At 42.2% G+C, this 19700-nt stretch carries 23 protein-coding genes; 13 read left to right on the plus strand and 10 right to left on the minus strand.

The features are described from left to right. The first annotated feature begins 1 nt into the window (after position 1). A complete protein-coding gene (lpdA, locus tag G4P54_RS07670) occupies positions 2 to 1414 on the plus strand; it encodes a dihydrolipoyl dehydrogenase (RefSeq protein WP_024716200.1) in 1413 nt (470 codons plus the stop codon). 44 nt (positions 1415 to 1458) lie between these two features. Here lpdA and slp read toward each other — a convergent pair whose 3' ends face one another. Next, positions 1459 to 1833, minus strand: a complete 375-nt coding sequence (gene slp, locus G4P54_RS07675) for a peptidoglycan-associated lipoprotein Slp (protein WP_024716199.1) — start codon at positions 1831 to 1833, stop codon at positions 1459 to 1461. Between the two features lie 410 nt (positions 1834 to 2243). On the opposite strand from slp, the gene G4P54_RS07680 reads away from it, so the two are divergent. Further along, the gene (locus tag G4P54_RS07680) at positions 2244 to 2363 is read left to right on the plus strand and encodes a GapA-binding peptide SR1P (RefSeq protein ID WP_167872273.1); all 120 of its coding nucleotides are present in this window, start codon (positions 2244 to 2246) and stop codon (positions 2361 to 2363) included. Positions 2364 to 2395: 32 nt separating this feature from the next. Here G4P54_RS07680 and speA read toward each other — a convergent pair whose 3' ends face one another. Next, entirely contained in the window at positions 2396 to 3868 is a 1473-nt protein-coding gene (gene speA / locus G4P54_RS07685) for an arginine decarboxylase (protein ID WP_024716198.1), read from the minus strand. A 183-nt stretch (positions 3869 to 4051) separates the two neighbouring features. On the opposite strand from speA, the gene G4P54_RS07690 reads away from it, so the two are divergent. Beyond that, positions 4052 to 4318, plus strand: a complete 267-nt coding sequence (locus G4P54_RS07690; protein WP_014663837.1) for a UPF0223 family protein — start codon at positions 4052 to 4054, stop codon at positions 4316 to 4318. A gap of 32 nt (positions 4319 to 4350) precedes the next feature. On the opposite strand, the gene G4P54_RS07695 is transcribed toward G4P54_RS07690, so the two are convergent. Beyond that, positions 4351 to 4989, minus strand: a complete 639-nt coding sequence (locus G4P54_RS07695) for a YktB family protein (protein WP_167872274.1) — start codon at positions 4987 to 4989, stop codon at positions 4351 to 4353. A 239-nt stretch (positions 4990 to 5228) separates the two neighbouring features. Here G4P54_RS07695 and G4P54_RS07700 point away from each other — a divergent pair, with 239 nt between their 5' ends. From G4P54_RS07700 to G4P54_RS07710, 3 genes are all read left to right on the plus strand, one after another. After that, complete coding sequence (locus G4P54_RS07700; RefSeq protein WP_024716196.1) at positions 5229 to 5417, plus strand: YkzI domain-containing protein; 189 nt, start codon at positions 5229 to 5231, stop codon at positions 5415 to 5417. 137 nt (positions 5418 to 5554) lie between these two features. Then, positions 5555 to 6352, plus strand: coding sequence for an inositol-1-monophosphatase (suhB, locus tag G4P54_RS07705; protein ID WP_167872275.1), 798 nt, complete (start codon positions 5555 to 5557; stop codon positions 6350 to 6352). Positions 6353 to 6377: 25 nt separating this feature from the next. After that, positions 6378 to 6806: a GNAT family N-acetyltransferase gene (locus G4P54_RS07710; RefSeq protein ID WP_167873845.1), complete on the plus strand. Its 429-nt coding sequence runs from the start codon at positions 6378 to 6380 to the stop codon at positions 6804 to 6806. A gap of 62 nt (positions 6807 to 6868) precedes the next feature. On the opposite strand, the gene G4P54_RS07715 is transcribed toward G4P54_RS07710, so the two are convergent. Both G4P54_RS07715 and nprE read right to left on the minus strand, forming a co-directional pair. After that, positions 6869 to 7783: a class I SAM-dependent methyltransferase gene (locus G4P54_RS07715; protein ID WP_167872276.1), complete on the minus strand. Its 915-nt coding sequence runs from the start codon at positions 7781 to 7783 to the stop codon at positions 6869 to 6871. Between the two features lie 362 nt (positions 7784 to 8145). Further along, positions 8146 to 9711 (minus strand): neutral metalloprotease NprE, encoded by a 1566-nt coding sequence (gene nprE / locus G4P54_RS07720; protein ID WP_167872277.1) that lies wholly within the window; start codon positions 9709 to 9711, stop codon positions 8146 to 8148. Positions 9712 to 9994: 283 nt separating this feature from the next. On the opposite strand from nprE, the gene G4P54_RS07725 reads away from it, so the two are divergent. From G4P54_RS07725 to G4P54_RS07740, 4 genes are read left to right on the plus strand one after another with little or no spacing between them, the layout of a single operon-like run. Further along, positions 9995 to 11929 (plus strand): hypothetical protein, encoded by a 1935-nt coding sequence (locus G4P54_RS07725; protein ID WP_167872278.1) that lies wholly within the window; start codon positions 9995 to 9997, stop codon positions 11927 to 11929. Continuing rightward, positions 11919 to 12188, plus strand: coding sequence for a hypothetical protein (locus G4P54_RS07730; protein ID WP_167872279.1), 270 nt, complete (start codon positions 11919 to 11921; stop codon positions 12186 to 12188). Before G4P54_RS07725 ends, G4P54_RS07730 begins: the two co-directional genes overlap by 11 nt. Then, positions 12188 to 12709, plus strand: a complete 522-nt coding sequence (locus tag G4P54_RS07735; protein WP_167872280.1) for a sigma-70 family RNA polymerase sigma factor — start codon at positions 12188 to 12190, stop codon at positions 12707 to 12709. The genes G4P54_RS07730 and G4P54_RS07735 overlap by 1 nt, the downstream gene beginning before the upstream one ends. Continuing rightward, entirely contained in the window at positions 12706 to 12999 is a 294-nt protein-coding gene (locus tag G4P54_RS07740; RefSeq protein ID WP_024716188.1) for a zf-HC2 domain-containing protein, read from the plus strand. The genes G4P54_RS07735 and G4P54_RS07740 overlap by 4 nt, the downstream gene beginning before the upstream one ends. Positions 13000 to 13040: 41 nt before the next feature. On the opposite strand, the gene G4P54_RS07745 is transcribed toward G4P54_RS07740, so the two are convergent. Further along, positions 13041 to 13652: a hypothetical protein gene (locus tag G4P54_RS07745; protein WP_167872281.1), complete on the minus strand. Its 612-nt coding sequence runs from the start codon at positions 13650 to 13652 to the stop codon at positions 13041 to 13043. Between the two features lie 274 nt (positions 13653 to 13926). Continuing rightward, positions 13927 to 14115: a YlaF family protein gene (locus tag G4P54_RS07750; RefSeq protein ID WP_024716186.1), complete on the minus strand. Its 189-nt coding sequence runs from the start codon at positions 14113 to 14115 to the stop codon at positions 13927 to 13929. Between the two features lie 112 nt (positions 14116 to 14227). On the opposite strand from G4P54_RS07750, the gene typA reads away from it, so the two are divergent. Continuing rightward, on the plus strand, positions 14228 to 16066 hold the full coding sequence (gene typA, locus G4P54_RS07755) for a translational GTPase TypA (RefSeq protein WP_003232278.1): 1839 nt from the start codon (positions 14228 to 14230) through the stop codon (positions 16064 to 16066). Positions 16067 to 16122: 56 nt separating this feature from the next. After that, positions 16123 to 16440 carry a YlaH-like family protein gene (locus G4P54_RS07760; RefSeq protein ID WP_024716185.1) on the plus strand — a complete coding sequence of 106 codons (318 nt, stop codon included), beginning with the start codon at positions 16123 to 16125 and terminating at the stop codon, positions 16438 to 16440. 760 nt (positions 16441 to 17200) lie between these two features. Here G4P54_RS07760 and G4P54_RS07765 read toward each other — a convergent pair. Further along, complete coding sequence (locus G4P54_RS07765) at positions 17201 to 17833, minus strand: helix-turn-helix domain-containing protein (protein WP_167872282.1); 633 nt, start codon at positions 17831 to 17833, stop codon at positions 17201 to 17203. A 147-nt stretch (positions 17834 to 17980) separates the two neighbouring features. Here G4P54_RS07765 and ytaF point away from each other — a divergent pair, with 147 nt between their 5' ends. Then, positions 17981 to 18616: a sporulation membrane protein YtaF gene (ytaF, locus tag G4P54_RS07770; RefSeq protein ID WP_167872283.1), complete on the plus strand. Its 636-nt coding sequence runs from the start codon at positions 17981 to 17983 to the stop codon at positions 18614 to 18616. A 155-nt stretch (positions 18617 to 18771) separates the two neighbouring features. Here the strand turns inward: ytaF and G4P54_RS07775 are convergent, their stop codons facing one another. Beyond that, positions 18772 to 18981 carry a YlaI family protein gene (locus G4P54_RS07775; RefSeq protein ID WP_072183306.1) on the minus strand — a complete coding sequence of 70 codons (210 nt, stop codon included), beginning with the start codon at positions 18979 to 18981 and terminating at the stop codon, positions 18772 to 18774. An 83-nt stretch (positions 18982 to 19064) separates the two neighbouring features. Continuing rightward, entirely contained in the window at positions 19065 to 19694 is a 630-nt protein-coding gene (locus G4P54_RS07780; protein ID WP_167872284.1) for a YhcN/YlaJ family sporulation lipoprotein, read from the minus strand. Positions 19695 to 19700 lie beyond the last annotated feature (6 nt).

Genomic DNA, 19700 nt, shown 5'->3' on the forward strand with positions numbered 1-19700 from the left:
TATGGTAGTAGGAGATTTCCCTATTGAAACAGATACTCTTGTAATTGGTGCGGGACCTGGCGGCTATGTAGCTGCCATCCGCGCTGCACAGCTTGGACAAAAAGTAACTGTCGTTGAAAAAGCAACGCTTGGAGGCGTTTGTCTAAACGTTGGATGTATCCCTTCAAAAGCGCTGATCAATGCAGGCCACCGTTATGAGAATGCAAAGCATTCTGACGACATGGGAATCACTGCTGAGAACGTATCAGTTGATTTCACTAAAGTTCAAGAATGGAAAACTTCTGTTGTAAATAAGCTTACTGGCGGTGTAGCAGGTCTTCTTAAAGGCAACAAAGTAGATGTTGTAAAAGGTGAGGCTTACTTTGTAGACAGCAATTCAGTTCGTGTAATGGATGAGAATTCTGCTCAAACATACACGTTCAAAAACGCAATCATTGCAACTGGTTCTCGTCCTATCGAATTGCCAAACTTCAAATATTCTGAGCGCGTCCTAAATTCAACAGGCGCTTTAGCTCTTAAAGAAATTCCTAAAAAGCTCGTTGTTATCGGCGGCGGATACATCGGAACTGAGCTTGGAACTGCGTATGCTAACTTCGGTACAGAGCTTGTTATTCTTGAAGGCGGAGATGAAATTCTTCCTGGCTTCGAAAAACAAATGAGTTCTCTTGTTACACGCAGACTGAAGAAAAAAGGCAACGTTGAAATCCATACAAATGCGATGGCTAAAGGTGTCGAAGAAAGACCAGACGGCGTAACAGTTACATTTGAAGTAAAAGGCGAAGAAAAAACTGTTGACGCTGATTACGTACTGATTACAGTAGGACGCCGTCCAAATACTGATGAGCTTGGTCTTGAGCAAGTCGGTATTGAAATGACGGACCGCGGTGTCGTAAAAACTGATAAACAGTGCCGCACTAACGTACCTAACATTTATGCAATCGGTGATATCATCGAAGGACCGCCGCTTGCTCACAAAGCGTCTTACGAAGGTAAAATCGCAGCAGAAGCTATTGCTGGAGAGCCTGCAGAAATCGATTACCTTGGTATTCCTGCGGTTGTCTTCTCTGAGCCTGAACTTGCGTCAGTCGGTTACACTGAAGCACAGGCGAAAGAAGAGGGGCTTGACATTGTTGCAGCTAAATTCCCATTTGCAGCAAACGGCCGTGCGCTTTCTCTTAACGAAACAGACGGCTTCATGAAGCTGATCACTCGTAAAGAGGACGGTCTTGTGATCGGTGCGCAAATCGCCGGCGCGAGTGCTTCTGATATGATTTCTGAATTAAGCTTAGCGATCGAAGGCGGCATGACTGCTGAAGATATCGCGATGACAATTCACGCTCACCCAACATTGGGCGAAATCACAATGGAAGCAGCTGAAGTGGCAATCGGAAGTCCGATTCACATCGTAAAATAATGCTCGTATAAAAAACAGCCCTCCCTTTAAGCGGGGGCTGTTTTTTATTTTGGCAGCACATGCTGCAATGGTTTAATGATGTCTTCTTTCTTTTTCACACATCCCTCGATTTTCACCACGACATGGCGCTGATCTACAACCATAAGGGTAGGGACGGTTTTGATCTCATCTTCCCAGCCTTTTTTGTTATCATAGACCTTCATTTTATCAATTTGCTCGGGATAATCTTTTTCTAAATCCAGCAGGGCATCGTAATATGGCGCTTCCTGATCAATTTGGTTCTCATCAGAAAAAAACAAGATTTGTGTATGATGAATGTTATCAATCCGGTTTTTTTTCATCGGGTTGATGGTGGAAAGTGTACAGCCCGATAAAACAAATACTATTATCAGCATGGGGAATATCACGCGGTATCGCATCTATCTTCTCCTCTGTTTAAACAATAGTAAACTAGCTTTAGTTTATCATGAGATACAGCTTAATCTGCTCCTTGTTACCTAATTGTTATATAATTGAAACCGTTTTTAAAGTATGATTACATTCCGTATCACTCGGTTAAAATAGCGAATCTGAGGGTGTATAGGATTTATTGCTGAAAAGTTCAAGATAGCATGAAATCTTATGATAGGTTTTGGCATATGTATCAGTTAAAGCGGTTACAAGAAGAAGGTAATGTATGATGAAGAATGAAAAAACACGTGATATATATCGATATTCACCTCAAATGTGTTATACAATTTATTATTGACATTTTAAATGTGACATATTAATATAATAACAACAAAAGAAATTAAGCGTTTTCAAAATTCAAAGAAATGGGGAATGAGAGATGGGTACGATCGTTTGTCAAGATTGCAACGAAGCCATTCATTACTTTGAAGATGAGAAAGTGACAACATTATACGGAACGTGCTGCGGACAATGCCAATGTCCTGTTGAAAAAGAGTAAAGAAAGCATGCGGCTTAAGCCGCATGCTTTCTTTATTGAATCGCTTTTTGTTCTTTAATGACCCGGATCATCGTGAGGGTCGAGTCCTCAGGTCCTTGAACAGGGAGACCCGCGTCAAGATTCTTGAAAATGTAGCTGATATTTTCTTCAGTAATGATTTCACCCGGAATAAAGATTGGAATACCAGGAGGATATACCATGACGAATTCAGCGATAATCCGTCCTGATGCTTCTTTTAAGGGGATGACTTCCGTATTTGCATAGAAAGCATCACGAGGCGTCATTGCCAATAAAGGTATTTCCGGAAGCAGAACCTCAGTTTGCCGATGTGTGACATCTTTCTCTGCCATATGATGTGCAATCTCTGTTAAAGCCTCTACAAGCCGGTCTGCATCATTTTGGCTGTCACCAGGGGTAAAAATACACAAAATATTGTATAGATCCGAAAGCTCAACTTCAATATTAAAGGATTCACGAAGCCATTTTTCCACGTCATGGCCTGTAAGCCCAAGATTTTTAACAGAGATAATCAATTTTGTCGGGTCATAGCTGTAAGCTGCTTTTGACCCGAGAATCTCCTCACCGACACAATAAATACCTTCAATCTGATTGAGGCGGTTTCTCGTCTGGTTGGCAAGCTTCAGTGTCTCCTCAGCAAGCTGATGCCCTTCTGTTGCAAGGCGTTTTCTAGCGACATCCAGTGAGGCGAGAAGCAAGTAAGAAGTCGACGTCGTTGTCAGCATGCTCAGGATGGATTGCACTCTGTCTTTGGAAACAAGGCCCTCTCTCATGTTTAAAATAGAGCTTTGCGTCAGTGAGCCGCCCAGCTTGTGTACACTAGTTGCTGCTATGTCCGCTCCTGCCTGCATGGCTGAAAGCGGCAATTCGCTGTGAAAATGAATGTGCACGCCGTGTGCCTCATCGACAAGCACAGGTACATCAAACGAATGGGCAAGCTCTACAATGCTTTTTAAGTCGGCTGCAACCCCGAAATATGTCGGATTGATGACGAGCAGCCCTTTTGCATCTGGGTGCTCCGTAAGCGCCCGTTTAGCAGAATCAAGTGTAATACCATGGGAGATGCCCAATTCATTGTCAATTTCAGGATGAATAAAGATTGGGATCGCTCCGGAAAATACAATAGCTGTCATAATTGATTTGTGCACATTTCGCGGAATAATAATTTTATCTCCAGGTCCGCAAACAGCCATCACCATTGTCATAATGGCGCCGCTTGTTCCTTGGACAGAGAAAAATGTGTGGTCCGCGCCAAATGCTTCAGCCGCAAGATCCTGTGCTTGTTTGATGATGCCTTTTGGCGCGTGCAGGTCATCTAATGGTTCAATATTGATTAAATCTATGCTTAATGCGTTTTCACCGATAAATTGTCTGAATTCTGGGTCCATTCCTGCCCCTTTTTTATGGCCGGGAATGTGGAATTGAACAGGCTGTCTGCTTGCATGCTTTTTCAGTCCTGTGTATAAGGGTGTTTCGTGTTGCGACAATTGTTTTCCCACCTTTGTAATCATACCTATGCATAATAGTGTGTATTAAAATCAGTTTCTCAACCGTTTTTTAGACGTAAAACAAATGAATTATATTATGAACTTGAAAGAATGTAAAGAACAATTTATGATCAAATGAAGATGCTTTTTCTTAAAGGAAGCAAATGATAAGGAGTGAAGAAAATGGAGTACCAATATCCGATGAATGAAGACTGGACAACCGAAGAAGCAGTGGATGTGATCGCGTTTTTCCAGCAGGTTGAGCTTGCATATGAAAAAGGCGCTGATCGCGAAGAACTGCTGAAAGCTTACCGCCGTTTTAAGGAAATTGTCCCGGGGAAGGCCGAGGAAAAAAAGCTATGCGGCGAGTTTGAGGAACAAAGTACATATTCGCCTTATCGCACTGTCAAACAGGCGAGAGAATCTGATCAGGCGAAGATTAAGATGTAGGAAAAAGAGCCGGGGAATATCCCGGCTCTTTTTTATGCTTGTGACACTTTTTGGGTGAGACGATACAGAAAAGCAAGTTTCTGAAACGCATCATCGATACGCTGAAGGAATTCCTGGTTATTCATCTTCAGCACTTCTTCCTTTTGAAGCTGGATGCCGCATAAAAGCTCAGCTTTTTTTACAATCTGCAAACGCTCAAACAGTGTCTTCAGCTGTTCCTTGTCCATATCAGACTGCTTATGTACTCCCGGTTTGGTGTGATCTGCGGACCAAACGAAGCTGTCTGGAATATTTCTGGTGATGGTTTCCTGGTTTGTTTCAAGCCATTTGCCGTATTCTTCTTTGATAGGAGATTCATAAATAATCGCGAACCACACAAATACGTGGCTTTCCCATAGACCAATTTGAAAATGCGGCAGTTTTTTATAGCCTCTTTTGCTGTTTGCGAACGCCACCCAGCTGTCAGCAGGAGGATTGACGGATCTTCTTGCGTGCTTTGCCACATGCGGAAACATTTCATCTCCCGTTAAAGCTGATAAAGTCGGGGCAAAATGTTCGCCTAGTGCTGTAAGCTTCGGGCGGACCGTCTCTTTTAAAACCTCCATGCGCGCGTCTAAGCCTTCTATTGTAAATGTGTTAAAGTCTTCTTCAGTAAAACGCATTTGTGTCATGATTTTCCTCCTTCATGCTCAGTATACATATTTTATCACAGTTAGGACGAGCGGCAAAAAGATTGCGCGCGTTTTAAGAAAGGGGAAATGTGGTAATGAACGAATAGGTAAACACACAATTTTTAGAATCCTGTTACGCGTAAATAGAACAATCATACGATATAAGAAGTCATCATTGTTGAATGGCAAAATGGGATGCTTTTTTACAAACAAATGATCTCTGGAAGGGGCGAAAGACAATGAGGCAAGTTGTAAAAGAGGGATTTAAGGAAGAGAAAAACAATCGTGTAGCTGTCTGGAGACTAGAGGTTGATTATGAATTGGCAACCCTATATGAAGCGATGCAAAAAGAAAATGAAGAACAGATCGAACAAAGCAAAAACAAACTTGAGCGACTCAGAAAAGAATGGAATCGGATTAACGGGTAAAAAGCGATAGTGAAAACGAACCGCATGAATGGTTCGTTTTTACATGAGAAGGCATATTTTTCATTTCCCTTGCTTTTTCACCGCCGTTATCAGTATCCTATAAAATAAAGGTCTACATAGAAGAGAGGTACACATGAATGACAAATTGGACGGAAATTGATGAGATTGCAAAGAAATGGATAAGAGAAGCAGGCACAAGAATTAAACAATCTATGCATGAAAGTCTGACGATTGAAACGAAATCAAATCCGAATGATTTAGTCACCAATATTGACAAAGAAACGGAAAAGTTTTTCATTGAACGCATTCAGGAAACGTTTCCGGGACACCGCATACTCGGCGAAGAAGGTCAAGGAGACAAACTCCATTCACTTGAGGGAGTCGTCTGGATTATTGACCCAATTGACGGGACGATGAATTTTGTGCACCAGCAAAGAAACTTTGCGATTTCTATTGGGATTTTTGAAAACGGAGAAGGAAAAATCGGTTTGATCTATGATGTGGTGCATGATGAGCTGTATCACGCATTTAGCGGAAGAGGAGCTTATATGAATGAAACAAAGCTGGCTCCTTTAAAAGAAACTGTCATTGAAGAAGCGATTCTTGCTATTAATGCGACATGGGTAACGGAAAACAGAAGAATTGATTCAAGTGTACTGGCGCCCCTTGTGAAAAGAGTCAGGGGCACACGCTCCTACGGATCTGCCGCTTTAGAGCTGGCGAATGTCGCGGCAGGAAGAATCGATGCTTACATCACAATGCGGCTTGCGCCATGGGATTATGCAGCGGGCTGTATTCTGTTAAATGAAGTAGGAGGCATTTATTCGACCATTGAGGGAAAGCCGTTTAGCTTTTTAGAAAATCACAGTGTGCTTGCCGGAAACCCATCCATACATAAAACGATATTTGAAGAGTATCTTCATGCTGAGAAATAGGCCGTTTGAACAGGACGACCTCTGCTTGTTAGAGAAGCTCGCCAAGGCTCATCCTGAATGGAAAGAGGAGGAGTTTGGGGGAAAAGATGCAGAAAGCTATATTATCTCCTACTCTATGTACAATGGGTCATGGCTTGTATGGGAAACAGCCGGTCATCCTGTTGCCGTCAGCTATCATCTTGAGTGGGCGCCTTCAAACGGAAAGCCGTGGCTTGGAACGGTACTGGTCGATCCGGCTGAAGAAAACAAGGGGTATGCGAGGATGATCATTGAACAGATCAGCAAATCGCTCAGAGACAAGCATAAAGCGATGTTTGCCGGAGTTCCCATTGATCGCAGTGAATGGATCCTGTTTTTGAGCCAATGCGGCTTTGAACAGCTGAAAACGGAGAAAGATGAAAGAGGCAAATCGTTTATGATCCTTGTGAAGCCTTTAGCGGAAGCGGCCGTTTGATGATGGCAGTTTCTTTTTATAAAAGCCTCCCGAAAAAGGGGAGGCTTTTGTTGAATAAAACATTATTTTTTTACCGCATGAATATAATGAATTGTTTCAAAAGCTGACAAATCGTCCGCTCGATTGCAAAAGAAAAGGTCATGAATGTCGTCCGGTGATAAATGCTCATAGATCAGTAATCCCGATGACTCTAACATATGTTCAATTTCTTGATAGGTGAAACACGATTGCATCGGTTCACCGCCTGCGGCAGCCATCTTCACCATATGTTCAACTCGGTTTGACGTTCCTTTTGCTGTAAAGAGTGTTTCGTCCCCATAATCAAAAACGATCGAGCTGCCGGATGGGACATGCGAAAATAAATGGCTGATCAAGTTTGCATTTTCTTCTCGGGTTAAATAATAAGACACTCCGAGAAGGCTGAAGAATGTTTTTGTGCTCTTAAATCCTTTATCTAAGAGAGGCTCATATGAAAACATTTTGGTGAAATCCATAGGAACAAAGTGAAGATGTCCCGGAATTGCCAGATTTGCATCCTGCAGCTTATCTTTTTTGACTTGCTGTGTAGCCGGATGATCAACCTCGAAAATTTGCAGGCTGTTTTCTAATTCTGGATGCCGGATACAGAAAGTATCCAGCCCGGCCCCAAGAATGACATACTGTTTTGCTCCCAGCATCAATTCGTTGTGTAAGACTTTTTCGCAATACGCAGCACGTGCTAAGGGCGTGGGCGACAGCTGGATTTGTATAACCCATTTTAATATTTCTTCAGGATCATGTTGCAGACGTTCAGCAATCTCTTTGTTGAAAAACGAGATTCCTTGAATCATGTTCTCACTGATGCTTGTAAACTCTTTTTCATTTATGAGATCTTTTGCAATAAAATCATCAAAAATGAGAGGCGTATCATATCGGCTGTGATACGCACGGGCAAAAGCTGAAATCAAAGACGTTAAACTGGACTCATTTTTTTTCATGAAATGATCCTCCATAAAAAAATAAGATTCCCCTGGCCAGGAGAATCTTATTATACACATAAATATATTAATAGTAAATTTTAGCATAAATAAGTTTTTTTGTCAATGTTTTTGCTCTTTTCTGAACGCGCAATCCTTCACATAGCTAGTGTCCGCTAGAAGAATTTCTCTATCAATCTTGTGCGTTGAATCAGGAAGATCGACTGCCGCTTTCCCTTTGCTGCACACTTGGGGCTGTACTTCCTCTTTTTTGCAAATCAGAAGCGGTTTCTGTTTACTAACATTATCCTTTCGTTATTTCTGCTGAAGAGAGAAATACATGTAACAGAAAAAGCCTGAGATTTCTCAGGCTTTTCCTAACATTACAATCCAACAGCATTCCAGGCTGCTTCAACTTTAGCGGCATCAGTGGAGCCGTAAAGATCACGGGCAGATTGAATGAGAGCCGCCTTGGCATCTTTGAACGTGGAAGAAGGCGTGAGGTACGTTGTTAACGCACGGTAATAGATCTGCTGTGATTTAGAAACACCAAGCTTTGTAATGGTATTGTAAGCGGCTTTGTTTGGAATTCCGCTGTTTGTGTGTACACCGCCGTAATCGCCTTCATCTGTGTTTGGAAGGTTTTGGTAATCGGCGTAATTGTCAGGCTGATCGTATTTTGTCGGATTGGACAGGCTGCGGAGAGCAGGCTGGCTGACTGTAATGTCTTCACCGATGTCCCAGTCTTCTGTATCGTTAAAGTAACCAAATACGTCAGAGAATGATTCGTTTAATGCCCCCGGCTGCTTTTCATAAATCAAGTTGGCCGTTTCTTGAGTGACGCCGTGAGTCATTTCATGTGCAGTCACATCTAATGAGCCGGAAAGCGGAGAGAAGAATGAACCGTCGCCGTCACCGTAAATCATTTGGTCTCCTATCCATGCGGCATTGTTGTACTTAGTGCCGTAATGAACGGAAGAAACGATTTTACTGCCTTTGTTATCATAGCTGTTTCGTTTAAAGTTTGAATAAAAATAATCGTACACTTTACCGAGGTTATAGTGTGCGTCAACGGCTGCCCTCTGTGATGAAGAGGTAAATGTTTTCGTTGTGCTTGAGACAAGCGTGCCCGGAAGGCTGCTTTTTCTGTTTTGTAAGTCATATGTGATGATTTGGGTGCCTGTTGGTTTTGAAAGATCTCTTAGAACGTATTTTCCGCTTTCATATGAGATGTTCAAAGGAACAGTTGCGCCCTTTAGAGTTGTTCCGCTTCCAGTGGCAGCAGCATGTTCTACTTTATTTTGCTGTTTTAAAATGCTGCCTGTTTCAGCGTCAACTAAGACTTCCCAGTTTGCAGGTTCAGGCTCGATATAGCGAATCGTCACATCATAAGCAAGACGATAGCTGCCGTCCTTTGTTTCTACAGCTTTTAATTCCGCTTTATTGCTGTTTTTGGCCGCTCCGTTAGAAACAGCATCCGGTGATTTGCCGATGGCTTTGAAAGCAAGTGCCAGCGCTTTTTCAGAAGAGACTTTTTTGCTGTTTTCTGTTTTTGCCGCTGATTGATTGTGTAATTCACCATTGATCGCATAGACATTATCGGATTTATCAACGTGAACGATCACTTGTGAATCTTTAACAGGCACTCCGTTCACCACAGGCGCATATCGAAAGTGCTTGTACCCAAGGGCATCAGTCGTGCTTTCGACAAGCTTCAGCCTTTTAGCGGGGTCGCCTTTAAAAATGCCGCTGTTCTTTTTCAAAAACTGTTTGACAGCCTTGTCATTTGGTGCAGGCAGCTCTGATTGCGCAATTGCGTTTTTGGACAGGAAATGTGTTTGATTCTCTTTAAGCTGATGACTTTCAGCAGCCTGAACACCTGGAAGGCTGATTGACAAACTCATAAATGAAGCGGCGACAGCAACAGACAATTTCTTACCTAAACCCACATTAAATCCCCCTTTTTGAAAATACTGAATAATCTTTATTGTTATATTAAACTAGCATTCTGGATTACTCAACAAAAACTAACATAACTAGACAAAATTGATAGTATTGTCCTGCGTTTGTTTTTTTTGAATAATATCAAGATGAGTCAAGTGTCATGTGATGGTTCATTACGGAGTTATGTTTTTACATATCAAGGGGAAGATGAGATATTTTTGTTTCTTCTTGAAACTTTTTGAAAATCCCGCTGTCTAACCGAATGAGGCCTTAATAAGAAGAAAAGGATTGTTGTTCGTGTTGGAGTTATTCAGTCATTATGTATTGCATTTCGAACGTTATTTTATATTAAGCCGACAAAGCACCTTGCTGATTCAATGGGCAGTTGTAGTTCTTGTGGGCTTATATGTTGTGGTGCACCATCCCAAGATAAACCGGTGCCGCACAATGTTCTTAGCTGGTGTCTTATTGCGGATTGTGCTGCTGGCTGGGGTGTCAGTTGAACTCATTCATCAGGTGCAGGCGACAAACTTTACCAGCGCTTACTTAAGAGAGGACGACAAAGAACTGCTGCCGCTGGTGCATTTTTTGTTATACGGGTATGTACTGCTGACGGCTTTTCACTACATGCTGATGCCGCGTGATCATGGCGGAAAAGGCATGTTTTATACATTCGATCTGGCCGTTGTCAGTTTGCCGATCGTACAAATGATATTCAGTTTCTTTTCTTATTGGAAGGAATATCCTGATGAAGTCGAGCCAACTGAATTCGTGTTCCTGTTTTTTATCATCATTCTTCCAATTGTTTTGAATGTACTGTTTTTCAAGCTGTATTGGAGAACAAATAAGATTTTACTAGGGTTATTTTATACGCTGATTATCGGACTGCTTGTCAAGCTGCTTGTTCCATTTTCCCATCAAATCACCATAGATTATGGTGCAGTAATGCCTTATACGATTTATTTGGCAATGGCGGGATTTTTGATGAGCTATCATCTCTTCCAAAAGTCAGACAAGTTTTATATGCGTGTGAATAAGCGGCTGACGATGGCTGTCGTTGTGTTTTTTGTCTTGCTCTTAAATCCGATATATAACGCAGGAACCGCCGCTTTTGCTGTATCAAAGCCTTTAGATGTCCATGATTCATTCAATTTTGTCGGGGAGCACATTTCATCTGAAAAAGCGGAACAGATTGTGAAGTCATTTTTTCCTACGAATGAAACACTTTATTTGCACGATACAAACATGGATGTGCATTATTTCTACTCATTTGAAAGCAAGAGCTATAAAGCTGAGGTAGACGAAGTCTCACAGCTGATTCGTAATTATCAATACGTAAAAAAACCCCATGGAAAAAAGCTGACGGATCAAGAGTACATGCGGAGGTCTATCGCTTTTCTCGAACGGCACGGCCGTGTGTTAAATAAGGACCAGATCGAAACTAAGGTATCTAAAGAAAACGGTCAGACAGTCGTTCGTATATATCTGAAAAATCAACTTCATAAAAAAGATAATGATGATGGAACGCTATTTTATTGGGAAAAAGAAACTTTAATGAGCTTTAGTGAAGACCCTTCTATTTATCAGCTTGATTCTCTTTTTCATGTTCATGTGACAGAACAAGACATACAAGACAAATTGAATCAAATGTTTACAGCTTTGAACATACCGAAACAGCCTTATCAGATCACTGATATTGAAAGCGACAGCCTGCTCGGGAGCTTGGTGCGTGTGGAAACGAGAGGCGCGATTGTGTTGGAATTTGAGAGTGAATCCGGTTCTTTACATAGCCTTTCGCTTCCGATGAAGAAGAATATTTCAATGGACAACAACCAATTGCAGCAGCAGATATTATCGATCTTCGATGCTCATGGAGCTGAAATAAAGAAAAAAAGTCAGAGTGACATGGTGATGTATACTGATTCTTCTAAAACATATAATTTTTTTGAAGATCAGGGTCAGCTAAACGTTAATGTGTACAGTGATACACCCGAGCAGCCTTTCCCATATACGTATCGTAACGGAACATTGGCTTATGAAAAAGTAGCTTCTCTATATCAGGATGTCATTTACAAAAAACGCATGCGTCCAATTATCGTTCAAAGAGGGGATGAACGGCATTATGCATGGCTGATCATTATTCAGCCGTTCGGCTCAAACCGCCATGACGCTTATGTGGTGGATGGAGAAACACGAGAGGTGAAAAGTCTTTATGAATCATAAAGAAAAAGAATCTGTTTTTTTAGATTTATATGACCTATATAAAGAAGGAGAGCTAGAGAGTGAATCAATGGAATGGATGAAACAGCACGAGCCCCTATATCAAAAGAATGCGGAATTCTTAAGGAGTGATTCTAGTACGAAGAGAAGCCCGGGTGCTGAAGAAGAGAGCAAAATCAGACATATGAAAGTATACCTGTCTTCCATGTATATCTGTTTTATTTTATTGGCTATTTGGATGACGGTGTGGTTTTACTTTTAATGAAGCATAGAGATTCTATTGAGGACTTGTATCGACAGTATTACCAAGAAATTTTGAATTATTTATATAGAAGAACTCGTCACCTTGAAACAGCAAAGGACTTAGCGCAGGATACGTTTGTGAAAGCACTTAACGGTCTGGCTTCGTTTAGGGGCCATTCTTCCATCAGAACGTGGCTTTACACCATTGCACATCACACCTTTGTCAATTGGTACCGCAGGAATGCCAAATACAAATTTTCTGATATCAGCAAAAGTGATGGATTAACGCAAACAACTTATGAGCAGCCTGAAGAGTATTTGTCGCGGACGGTAAAAAGCGAAACCATAAGGCATGAGATCCTGCAGTTAAAAGATCAGTATCAATCCGTTTTGATTTTAAGAGAATTCCAAGAGCTTTCTTATGAGGAAATTGCAGAGATATTAGGATGGAGTCTTTCAAAGGTGAAAACTACACTGCACCGGGCCAGATTAGAGCTAAAGAAAAACGTGATGAAAAGAAGAGAGGAGGAGCGGATATGACCTGCTTTCTAGTAAGAGACCTGCTTCCTCTGTATCTTGAAGGTGATTGTAAAAGAGAAACGGAACACGTGATTAAAGAACATTTAAAGACCTGCGGCAGCTGCAGAGACATGTATGACATGATGGCTGAGCCCTTTGAATGGGAAGACGGACAGGCTGTTGAGGAGGCCTTTCTGCCGGAAGAAGAAAGGCGGTTTAAACAGAGGTATTATGGTTTGATGATCGTTAAAGCTGCCTGTTGGTTTGGAGCGGCGGCTGTCGTGATGCTGATCATCAAATTGCTGTTATAAAGAAAAGCGCCTGCCGGAAAACGGACAAGCGCTTTTGTAGATTAAGCTTTTGGATGAATCATATCATAGATTGCGGCAAGTTGTTCTTGTGACAGAGCACCGAAAAGCTTTTCGTAAATGTCAGCTTGCTGAGGTGTCGCGCCTGCTTGTACGGCTGCATCTTTGTCATAGCTGTACACGCCGTCTTGTAATACAATTGCTGCTTGAAGAATGTGTATCTTTACGGAAACAGCAGAGAAAAATTGGTCGAGTGCGAGTGCTTCTTTTTCTGTGAAGCCAAGTTCAACTGCTTTTTCTGTATCAAATTTGTAATTTCCATCTTCAATATATACACACTGTGAAACAATATTGAAAAATTCCGATGTCGACTCCCATAATTTTGCGATGACTTGAGCCTCTTCTTTTGTCATTCCTAACTCGACAGCTTTTTTACTGTCGAAATAATATACACCGTCTTTTTCGTATATAGATTGATTTAAAATATCAATAAATGCATTGATATCTTCGGTTGTGACTGTCTGATGCTGAACATAAACATCAGTGTGACCAGCCGGTGTTTTTGCGCTGGCTGTATCAGGGCCGAACGTGAATAGAGCTGCTGAGGTCATTGCGGCAGTCGTTAGTATCGCTTTTTTTACAAATGTTTTTTTCATGTTTCTTCTCTCCCTTTTATGAACTGTGATGCAGATTCCATTATAGGGATATATTGGTGTGATAAAAATAGGCTCTATGGTATTTTATGTATAACATTGCCGAACTGCTTTTTTCGGGTCTCATGTGTCATCGTAAGCACGATTATCTAGGTATACAGGCTGTTTTGTATCTTCCCGACTAAAAAACAGGGGAGATAAGACTTAAAGACATGAAAAAAACACCGCTTTCTTTGCGGTGTTTTTTGATTACAACGTCTCCGGCCGGGCAATGCTTTTAATCAAGCAAGCCCTGCTCGCGCATTTTCTTTTTCAATGTAAATCCGCCGCCCATCACGGCGCAAACAAGTACAATGCTGGCGATAATGCCAAGAGCGCTTTTTTCAGCGATAAAGACGCCGATCAGCATAATACTGAAAACCGCTGCAAATGCAAATAATAGTAAAAGCCCATTCATTTTTTTCATATTTCCCATCCCCTTTTACGTCTTATAATAAGTTTACTGAAAAACGTGACGCTTTTAAAGAGGATGTGTGGTATAATATGAAAGTTATCTAATTTTTTTAGGAGATGAAAAAGTGAAACTTCGAAACGATCTTCGCAACATCGCGATTATTGCCCACGTTGACCATGGGAAAACGACTCTAGTCGATCAGCTTTTACATCAGGCTGGTACATTCCGTGCCAACGAGCAGGTTGCTGAACGCGCAATGGACTCTAATGATCTTGAACGCGAACGCGGCATTACAATTTTGGCGAAAAATACTGCGATTAACTATAAAGATACACGCATCAATATTTTGGATACCCCTGGACACGCAGACTTTGGGGGAGAAGTAGAACGGATTATGAAAATGGTAGACGGCGTAGTGCTTGTCGTTGACGCATATGAAGGCTGTATGCCTCAAACTCGTTTCGTTCTGAAAAAAGCTCTTGAGCAAAACCTGAATCCGGTTGTGGTTGTAAACAAAATTGACCGTGACTTTGCCCGTCCTGAGGAAGTGATCGATGAGGTTCTGGATCTGTTCATTGAGCTTGATGCCAATGAAGAGCAGCTCGAGTTCCCAGTGGTATATGCTTCTGCGATTAACGGAACAGCGAGTCTTGATCCAAAACAGCAGGATGAAAACATGGAAGCTTTATATGAAACGATTATTAAGCATGTTCCGGCACCTGTTGATAATGCAGAGGAGCCGCTTCAATTCCAAGTTGCACTTCTTGACTACAACGACTATGTAGGCCGTATCGGTATCGGACGCGTATTCCGCGGCACGATGAAAGTTGGTCAGCAGGTTTCTCTTATGAAGCTTGACGGAACGGCTAAGTCATTCCGTGTTACAAAGATTTTCGGTTTCCAAGGCTTAAAGCGTGTGGAAATTGAAGAAGCAAAAGCGGGAGACCTCGTTGCGGTGTCCGGCATGGAAGACATTAACGTTGGTGAAACGGTCTGTCCTGTAGACCATCAAGATCCGCTTCCAGTGCTTCGCATTGATGAGCCGACACTTCAAATGACATTTGTCGTGAATAACAGTCCTTTTGCAGGCCGTGAAGGCAAATATGTAACAGCTCGTAAAATTGAAGAGCGTCTTCAGTCTCAGCTTCAGACAGATGTGAGCTTGCGTGTCGAGCCAACAGCTTCTCCTGATGCTTGGGTTGTTTCCGGACGCGGTGAGCTGCACTTGTCCATTTTAATCGAAAATATGCGCCGTGAAGGCTATGAGCTTCAAGTTTCAAAACCTGAAGTTATCATCAAAGAAATCGACGGCGTACGCTGTGAGCCTGTTGAGCGTGTGCAAATTGATGTACCTGAAGAGCATACTGGCTCTGTCATGGAATCAATGGGTGCCCGCAAAGGCGAAATGGTTGATATGATCAACAACGGAAACGGCCAAGTCCGACTCATCTTTACAGTTCCTTCCCGCGGATTGATCGGTTACTCTACAGAGTTCCTATCATTAACACGCGGATTCGGTATTCTGAACCATACGTTTGACAGCTACCAGCCGATGCAGGCGGGCCAAGTCGGCGGACGCCGTCAGGGTGTACTTGTGTCAATGGAAAACGGAAAAGCGACATCATACGGTATTCAAGGAATTGAGGACCGCGGTGTCATCTTCGTTGAGCCTGGTACTGAAGTATATGAAGGAATGATCGTTGGAGAGCATAACCGTGATAACGACCTTGTTGTTAACGTCAGCAAAATGAAACAGCAAACAAACGTCCGCTCTGCGACAAAGGATCAGACAACTACAATTAAGAAAGCGCGCATCATGTCTCTTGAGGAGTCTCTAGAGTACTTAAACGAAGATGAATATTGTGAAGTCACACCAGAATCCATCCGTTTAAGAAAGAAAATCCTCAATAAGAACGAACGTGAAAAAGCGGCTAAAAAGAAAAAAACAGCAGGATTGTCTTAATCTCGTGCAGAATTTGAAAAGATAGAACCCGTACGTTTACAGGGGAGGGAATCTTTTTGAATGACGTAAGCGAACGCCTGTCGTTCTTCGCCGCTCTATATCAAGTAGACCGGCAGCCTGCGGCAGGCATGTGGCTGCTGTACGGTACGATTTTTGTATTGGCTGTTATTGTATTTAAGCTTGGATTTGCTAAACGGCTTCCGTTATTAAAATCAGCGGTGGTGTATGTGTTTCTTGCTTTGGGCTGCACTGTTTTGACCTTTTTAGGAGTGTTTTTGCCCGTTGCAGAGGGATTGGTTGTCGCTGCTCTGATTTTAATCATTTACAAAATCCGGCTGTATCAGTCGAAAAAAGGACAGTCTGCAAATTCATAAAAAGACTCAGCTTGTAGAAAAAACATCGTTTTTTCTACAAGCTTTTTTTGTTTTGCGCTTTTTAAATCCTGGCTTCAATCGCCCTGGTGTCACTTCACCGCTTAATTCACGGTCGGAAATCATTCCGTTATCGTTTGAAGAATAGTGTGTCATTGGTGCGACAGAAAGACGGTCGGTTTAGTATGGTGACGACGCCGCTTTAGAACGTAATAGGCTCAGCGGTTTATCAGTTTACTTCATCATTTCGCCTTCTTCCTTAGGGAGTTAACTCGCCCGTTTTCTAGCTTGTGTTTTAATTGTATGCAATTATTTTGTTTGTCTTTCATCATGAGGTTCTGGCCGGCTGAACCATTTATTGAAACGAAAGGAACGGTTCTCCGTTCCTTTTCAGGATCTTTATATCCGCCTGAAAGTTGATGCTGATCAAAATATATGTGACAGAGGTGGCAAAGAGGAGAATGATTTTTAATATGCATATCTTCTTTCTATCTTTTACAAGGTTATTTATAAGCATCCGTTTGTGTGAAAAACCCTCAATTTGTTTTTTATTCTTTTTTCCACTTTCCCGCGGCAAATATCGTTCCGATCTGAATTACCACACTTAACAGAGCGCATACTGCCACAACTGTGTTGCTGTCCATAGAAGACACCTTCCTTTTTGTTAGGTTGATGTATCATATGACAGCTGTCTCTGTTTTGACAAAACCGCAATGCGGTGTTTCATATTTTTCAACAAAAAAGGGCGCTTTTTTAAGCGCCCTTACTTTTTTTTCAGCCGGTGCAAAGCGATTTGAACGGCAATGGCGTCATCCAGATAGCCGATCGGAAACATATAATCCGGAATGACGTCCGTCGCTAAAATATAATACAGCAGCGCGCTCCCGAGAATCACACGGTCTTCAGCTGGTGTTGCTCCGTCCATATACTGACAATACATGTTTTTTAAATGATCAATAAAAGGGCCGACGCTTTCTTCGTTATCCATTTTCTTTTGAAATTCATCGCAAATCAGGCGATGGCCCTGCTGGGTTTTGGCATATTGTTCATATCTGGTCAGCTCGCGTTCAATTTGCTCCCGAGAAAAAGGCTGTTCAAACATCTCCGCCATATTCAGCATATCCTGAATCGCGTGCATCGGGTCTTGCAGTGCAGTTTCTTTTTCATGGCTGATAGATATGCCCGATGCCTCAAGTAATTCCTCCAGCGGGGTGCGGAGGTGTTTAGAAAATTCCTGAAGATGCTTTAAATTGGCCTTTTGCTTGCCGTTTATAATCCGGGAGATGGTAGCTGCATCAATGTTGGTTAAGGCACCGAGTTTTCTCATGGAGAGCGAATGCTTATCAAGCAGTGATTTTAAAAGGGGGCCCAATGTCTTTTTTTCATTTTCTTCCAAGGGTGTCACCTCGTTTCCGCCGGAATGATGATAATCAGTCAATAATTTTTGCAGAAAAGGTACCTTTTCTGTGCTGAGGAATAGGATAGTGTAGATTGGAACAGCACAACATGTTGAAAAGACATCAAAGAATGGAGAGAACATAACATGGCTTGGTTATTGATTTTAGGTCTGGCAGTGTCTTCGAGCATTGATAATTTAGGAGTAGGAATGTCATACGGCATCAGAAAGATCAAAATATCTCACGCGTCAAATATGATGATCGCTTTTATCTGTTTTTTATTCAGCTATATGGGGATTTATTTCGGTAAATGGATTTCAGTCGTTTTACCCGGTTTTCTTCCTGTGTTGCTGGCGGCTTTTATTTTGTCTGTCATTGGCATCCGCATCATCCTGCTGGCTGTGCCGAGAAAAGAAGAAAATTCAGCGCGTGTTGATGTGTCATCAAGAAAAAAAAGCCGTATTGCCGGTCTGTTACAAAATCCGGAGACAGCGGATGCTGATGGTTCGGGAGAAATCAGTATATTGGAATCTATAGTTCTCGGGGTGGCCGTATCTGCAAATGCGCTGACCAATGGATTAAGCGCGGGCCTGATCGGGTTTAATCCCGCTGCAATTTCAATCACTGCGGCACTCGGAAGTTTCCTGACCATATGGATCGGCTGCTCGCTAGGAAAAAAAGCTGCGTCATTACGCATAGGATCTTTTCGCGTCGGACAGTTCAGCACGATGCTGAGCGGAGTCATTATTCTCATCATTGCCGTCAATACGCTGCTTTTTTAAGTTGTCCCGTTCATTTTATGAAAAGCACAACATAAATATGAACGTTCTTATTCGTGAGAGCGCATGACGCGCTCTCAAGCTGTCGAGAAAATCTCGACAGCTTGACTCAGCTTCTCAGCTGAGTCTTTTTTGTTCTGTATGGTAAAGCGGCCGCTTTATTTTTTAACTTTTTCTTTCTTCTGCTGTCCCGGGTGAAAAGTGAATTTTCCCGTTTTCAGCCGTTCTTCTGTTTTCTGGGCAATCCGGTCGTGGCATTCCTGACACATATATGTATGGATTGGGCGGTTTCGAAGCCGTTTCGCGATCAGGGTATCATCATCAATTGTTTCAATTTTATCGCAAATAGAACATTGGACCCTCATCATATCACCTCTTTCACTAACATGTATTATAGCACGGATCAGAAGCTGTCTAAAATAAGAAAAAGCTAAAGCACCGAGGCTATAGCTTAATCATTGGTATTCTTTTTCATATGATGATCAGATTGATCGTTTTGCTCCTGATCCATTTCCTGCCGTTGTTTTCTGTTTAATTGGTCATTTTGCTGCTTTGTTTGCGGCTCGTCTTCATTGTTAATCACATTGTTAGGCATTTCGGGAAGCACTCGGCCGACAATTGCCGCTAATTCATCTAGTATGCCAGTTATCGGATGACCTTCACTGATTTCCCTGCTCATTTCCCTCAGGCGGCTGACTGTATCTGGATCGGCAATGACAACTGCATTAGCGCCGTATCGATCATTTTTTAAACCCTGTGCCACAGAATATTTAATGGTTTCCACTTTGCTTCTGTCCAAAGTATCATCGACATCAATCCCAACAACGGCATAACCGCCCAGCACTACGGCTGTTGCGTCCTTGACATCAGGGTTTTTTTCAGCAACGCTGACAAGATGCCTGGCAATATCCGTCCTTGTTCCATTGTCTTTTGTCTCTTGAGCTGTGTCCTTTACGTGAATCGGTTTAGTCTCCTGCTGTCTTGTTGATTCTTTTTCAACATTCTGATCCTGTCTTCCTTGCTGGTAGGCACATGCGGACAAGATAAGCGTCAGCTGTATCAAAATGAAAAGAATTCGCACTTGCGG

This window comes from Bacillus tequilensis, assembly GCF_012225885.1.
GTDB classification, from domain to species: domain Bacteria; phylum Bacillota; class Bacilli; order Bacillales; family Bacillaceae; genus Bacillus; species Bacillus tequilensis.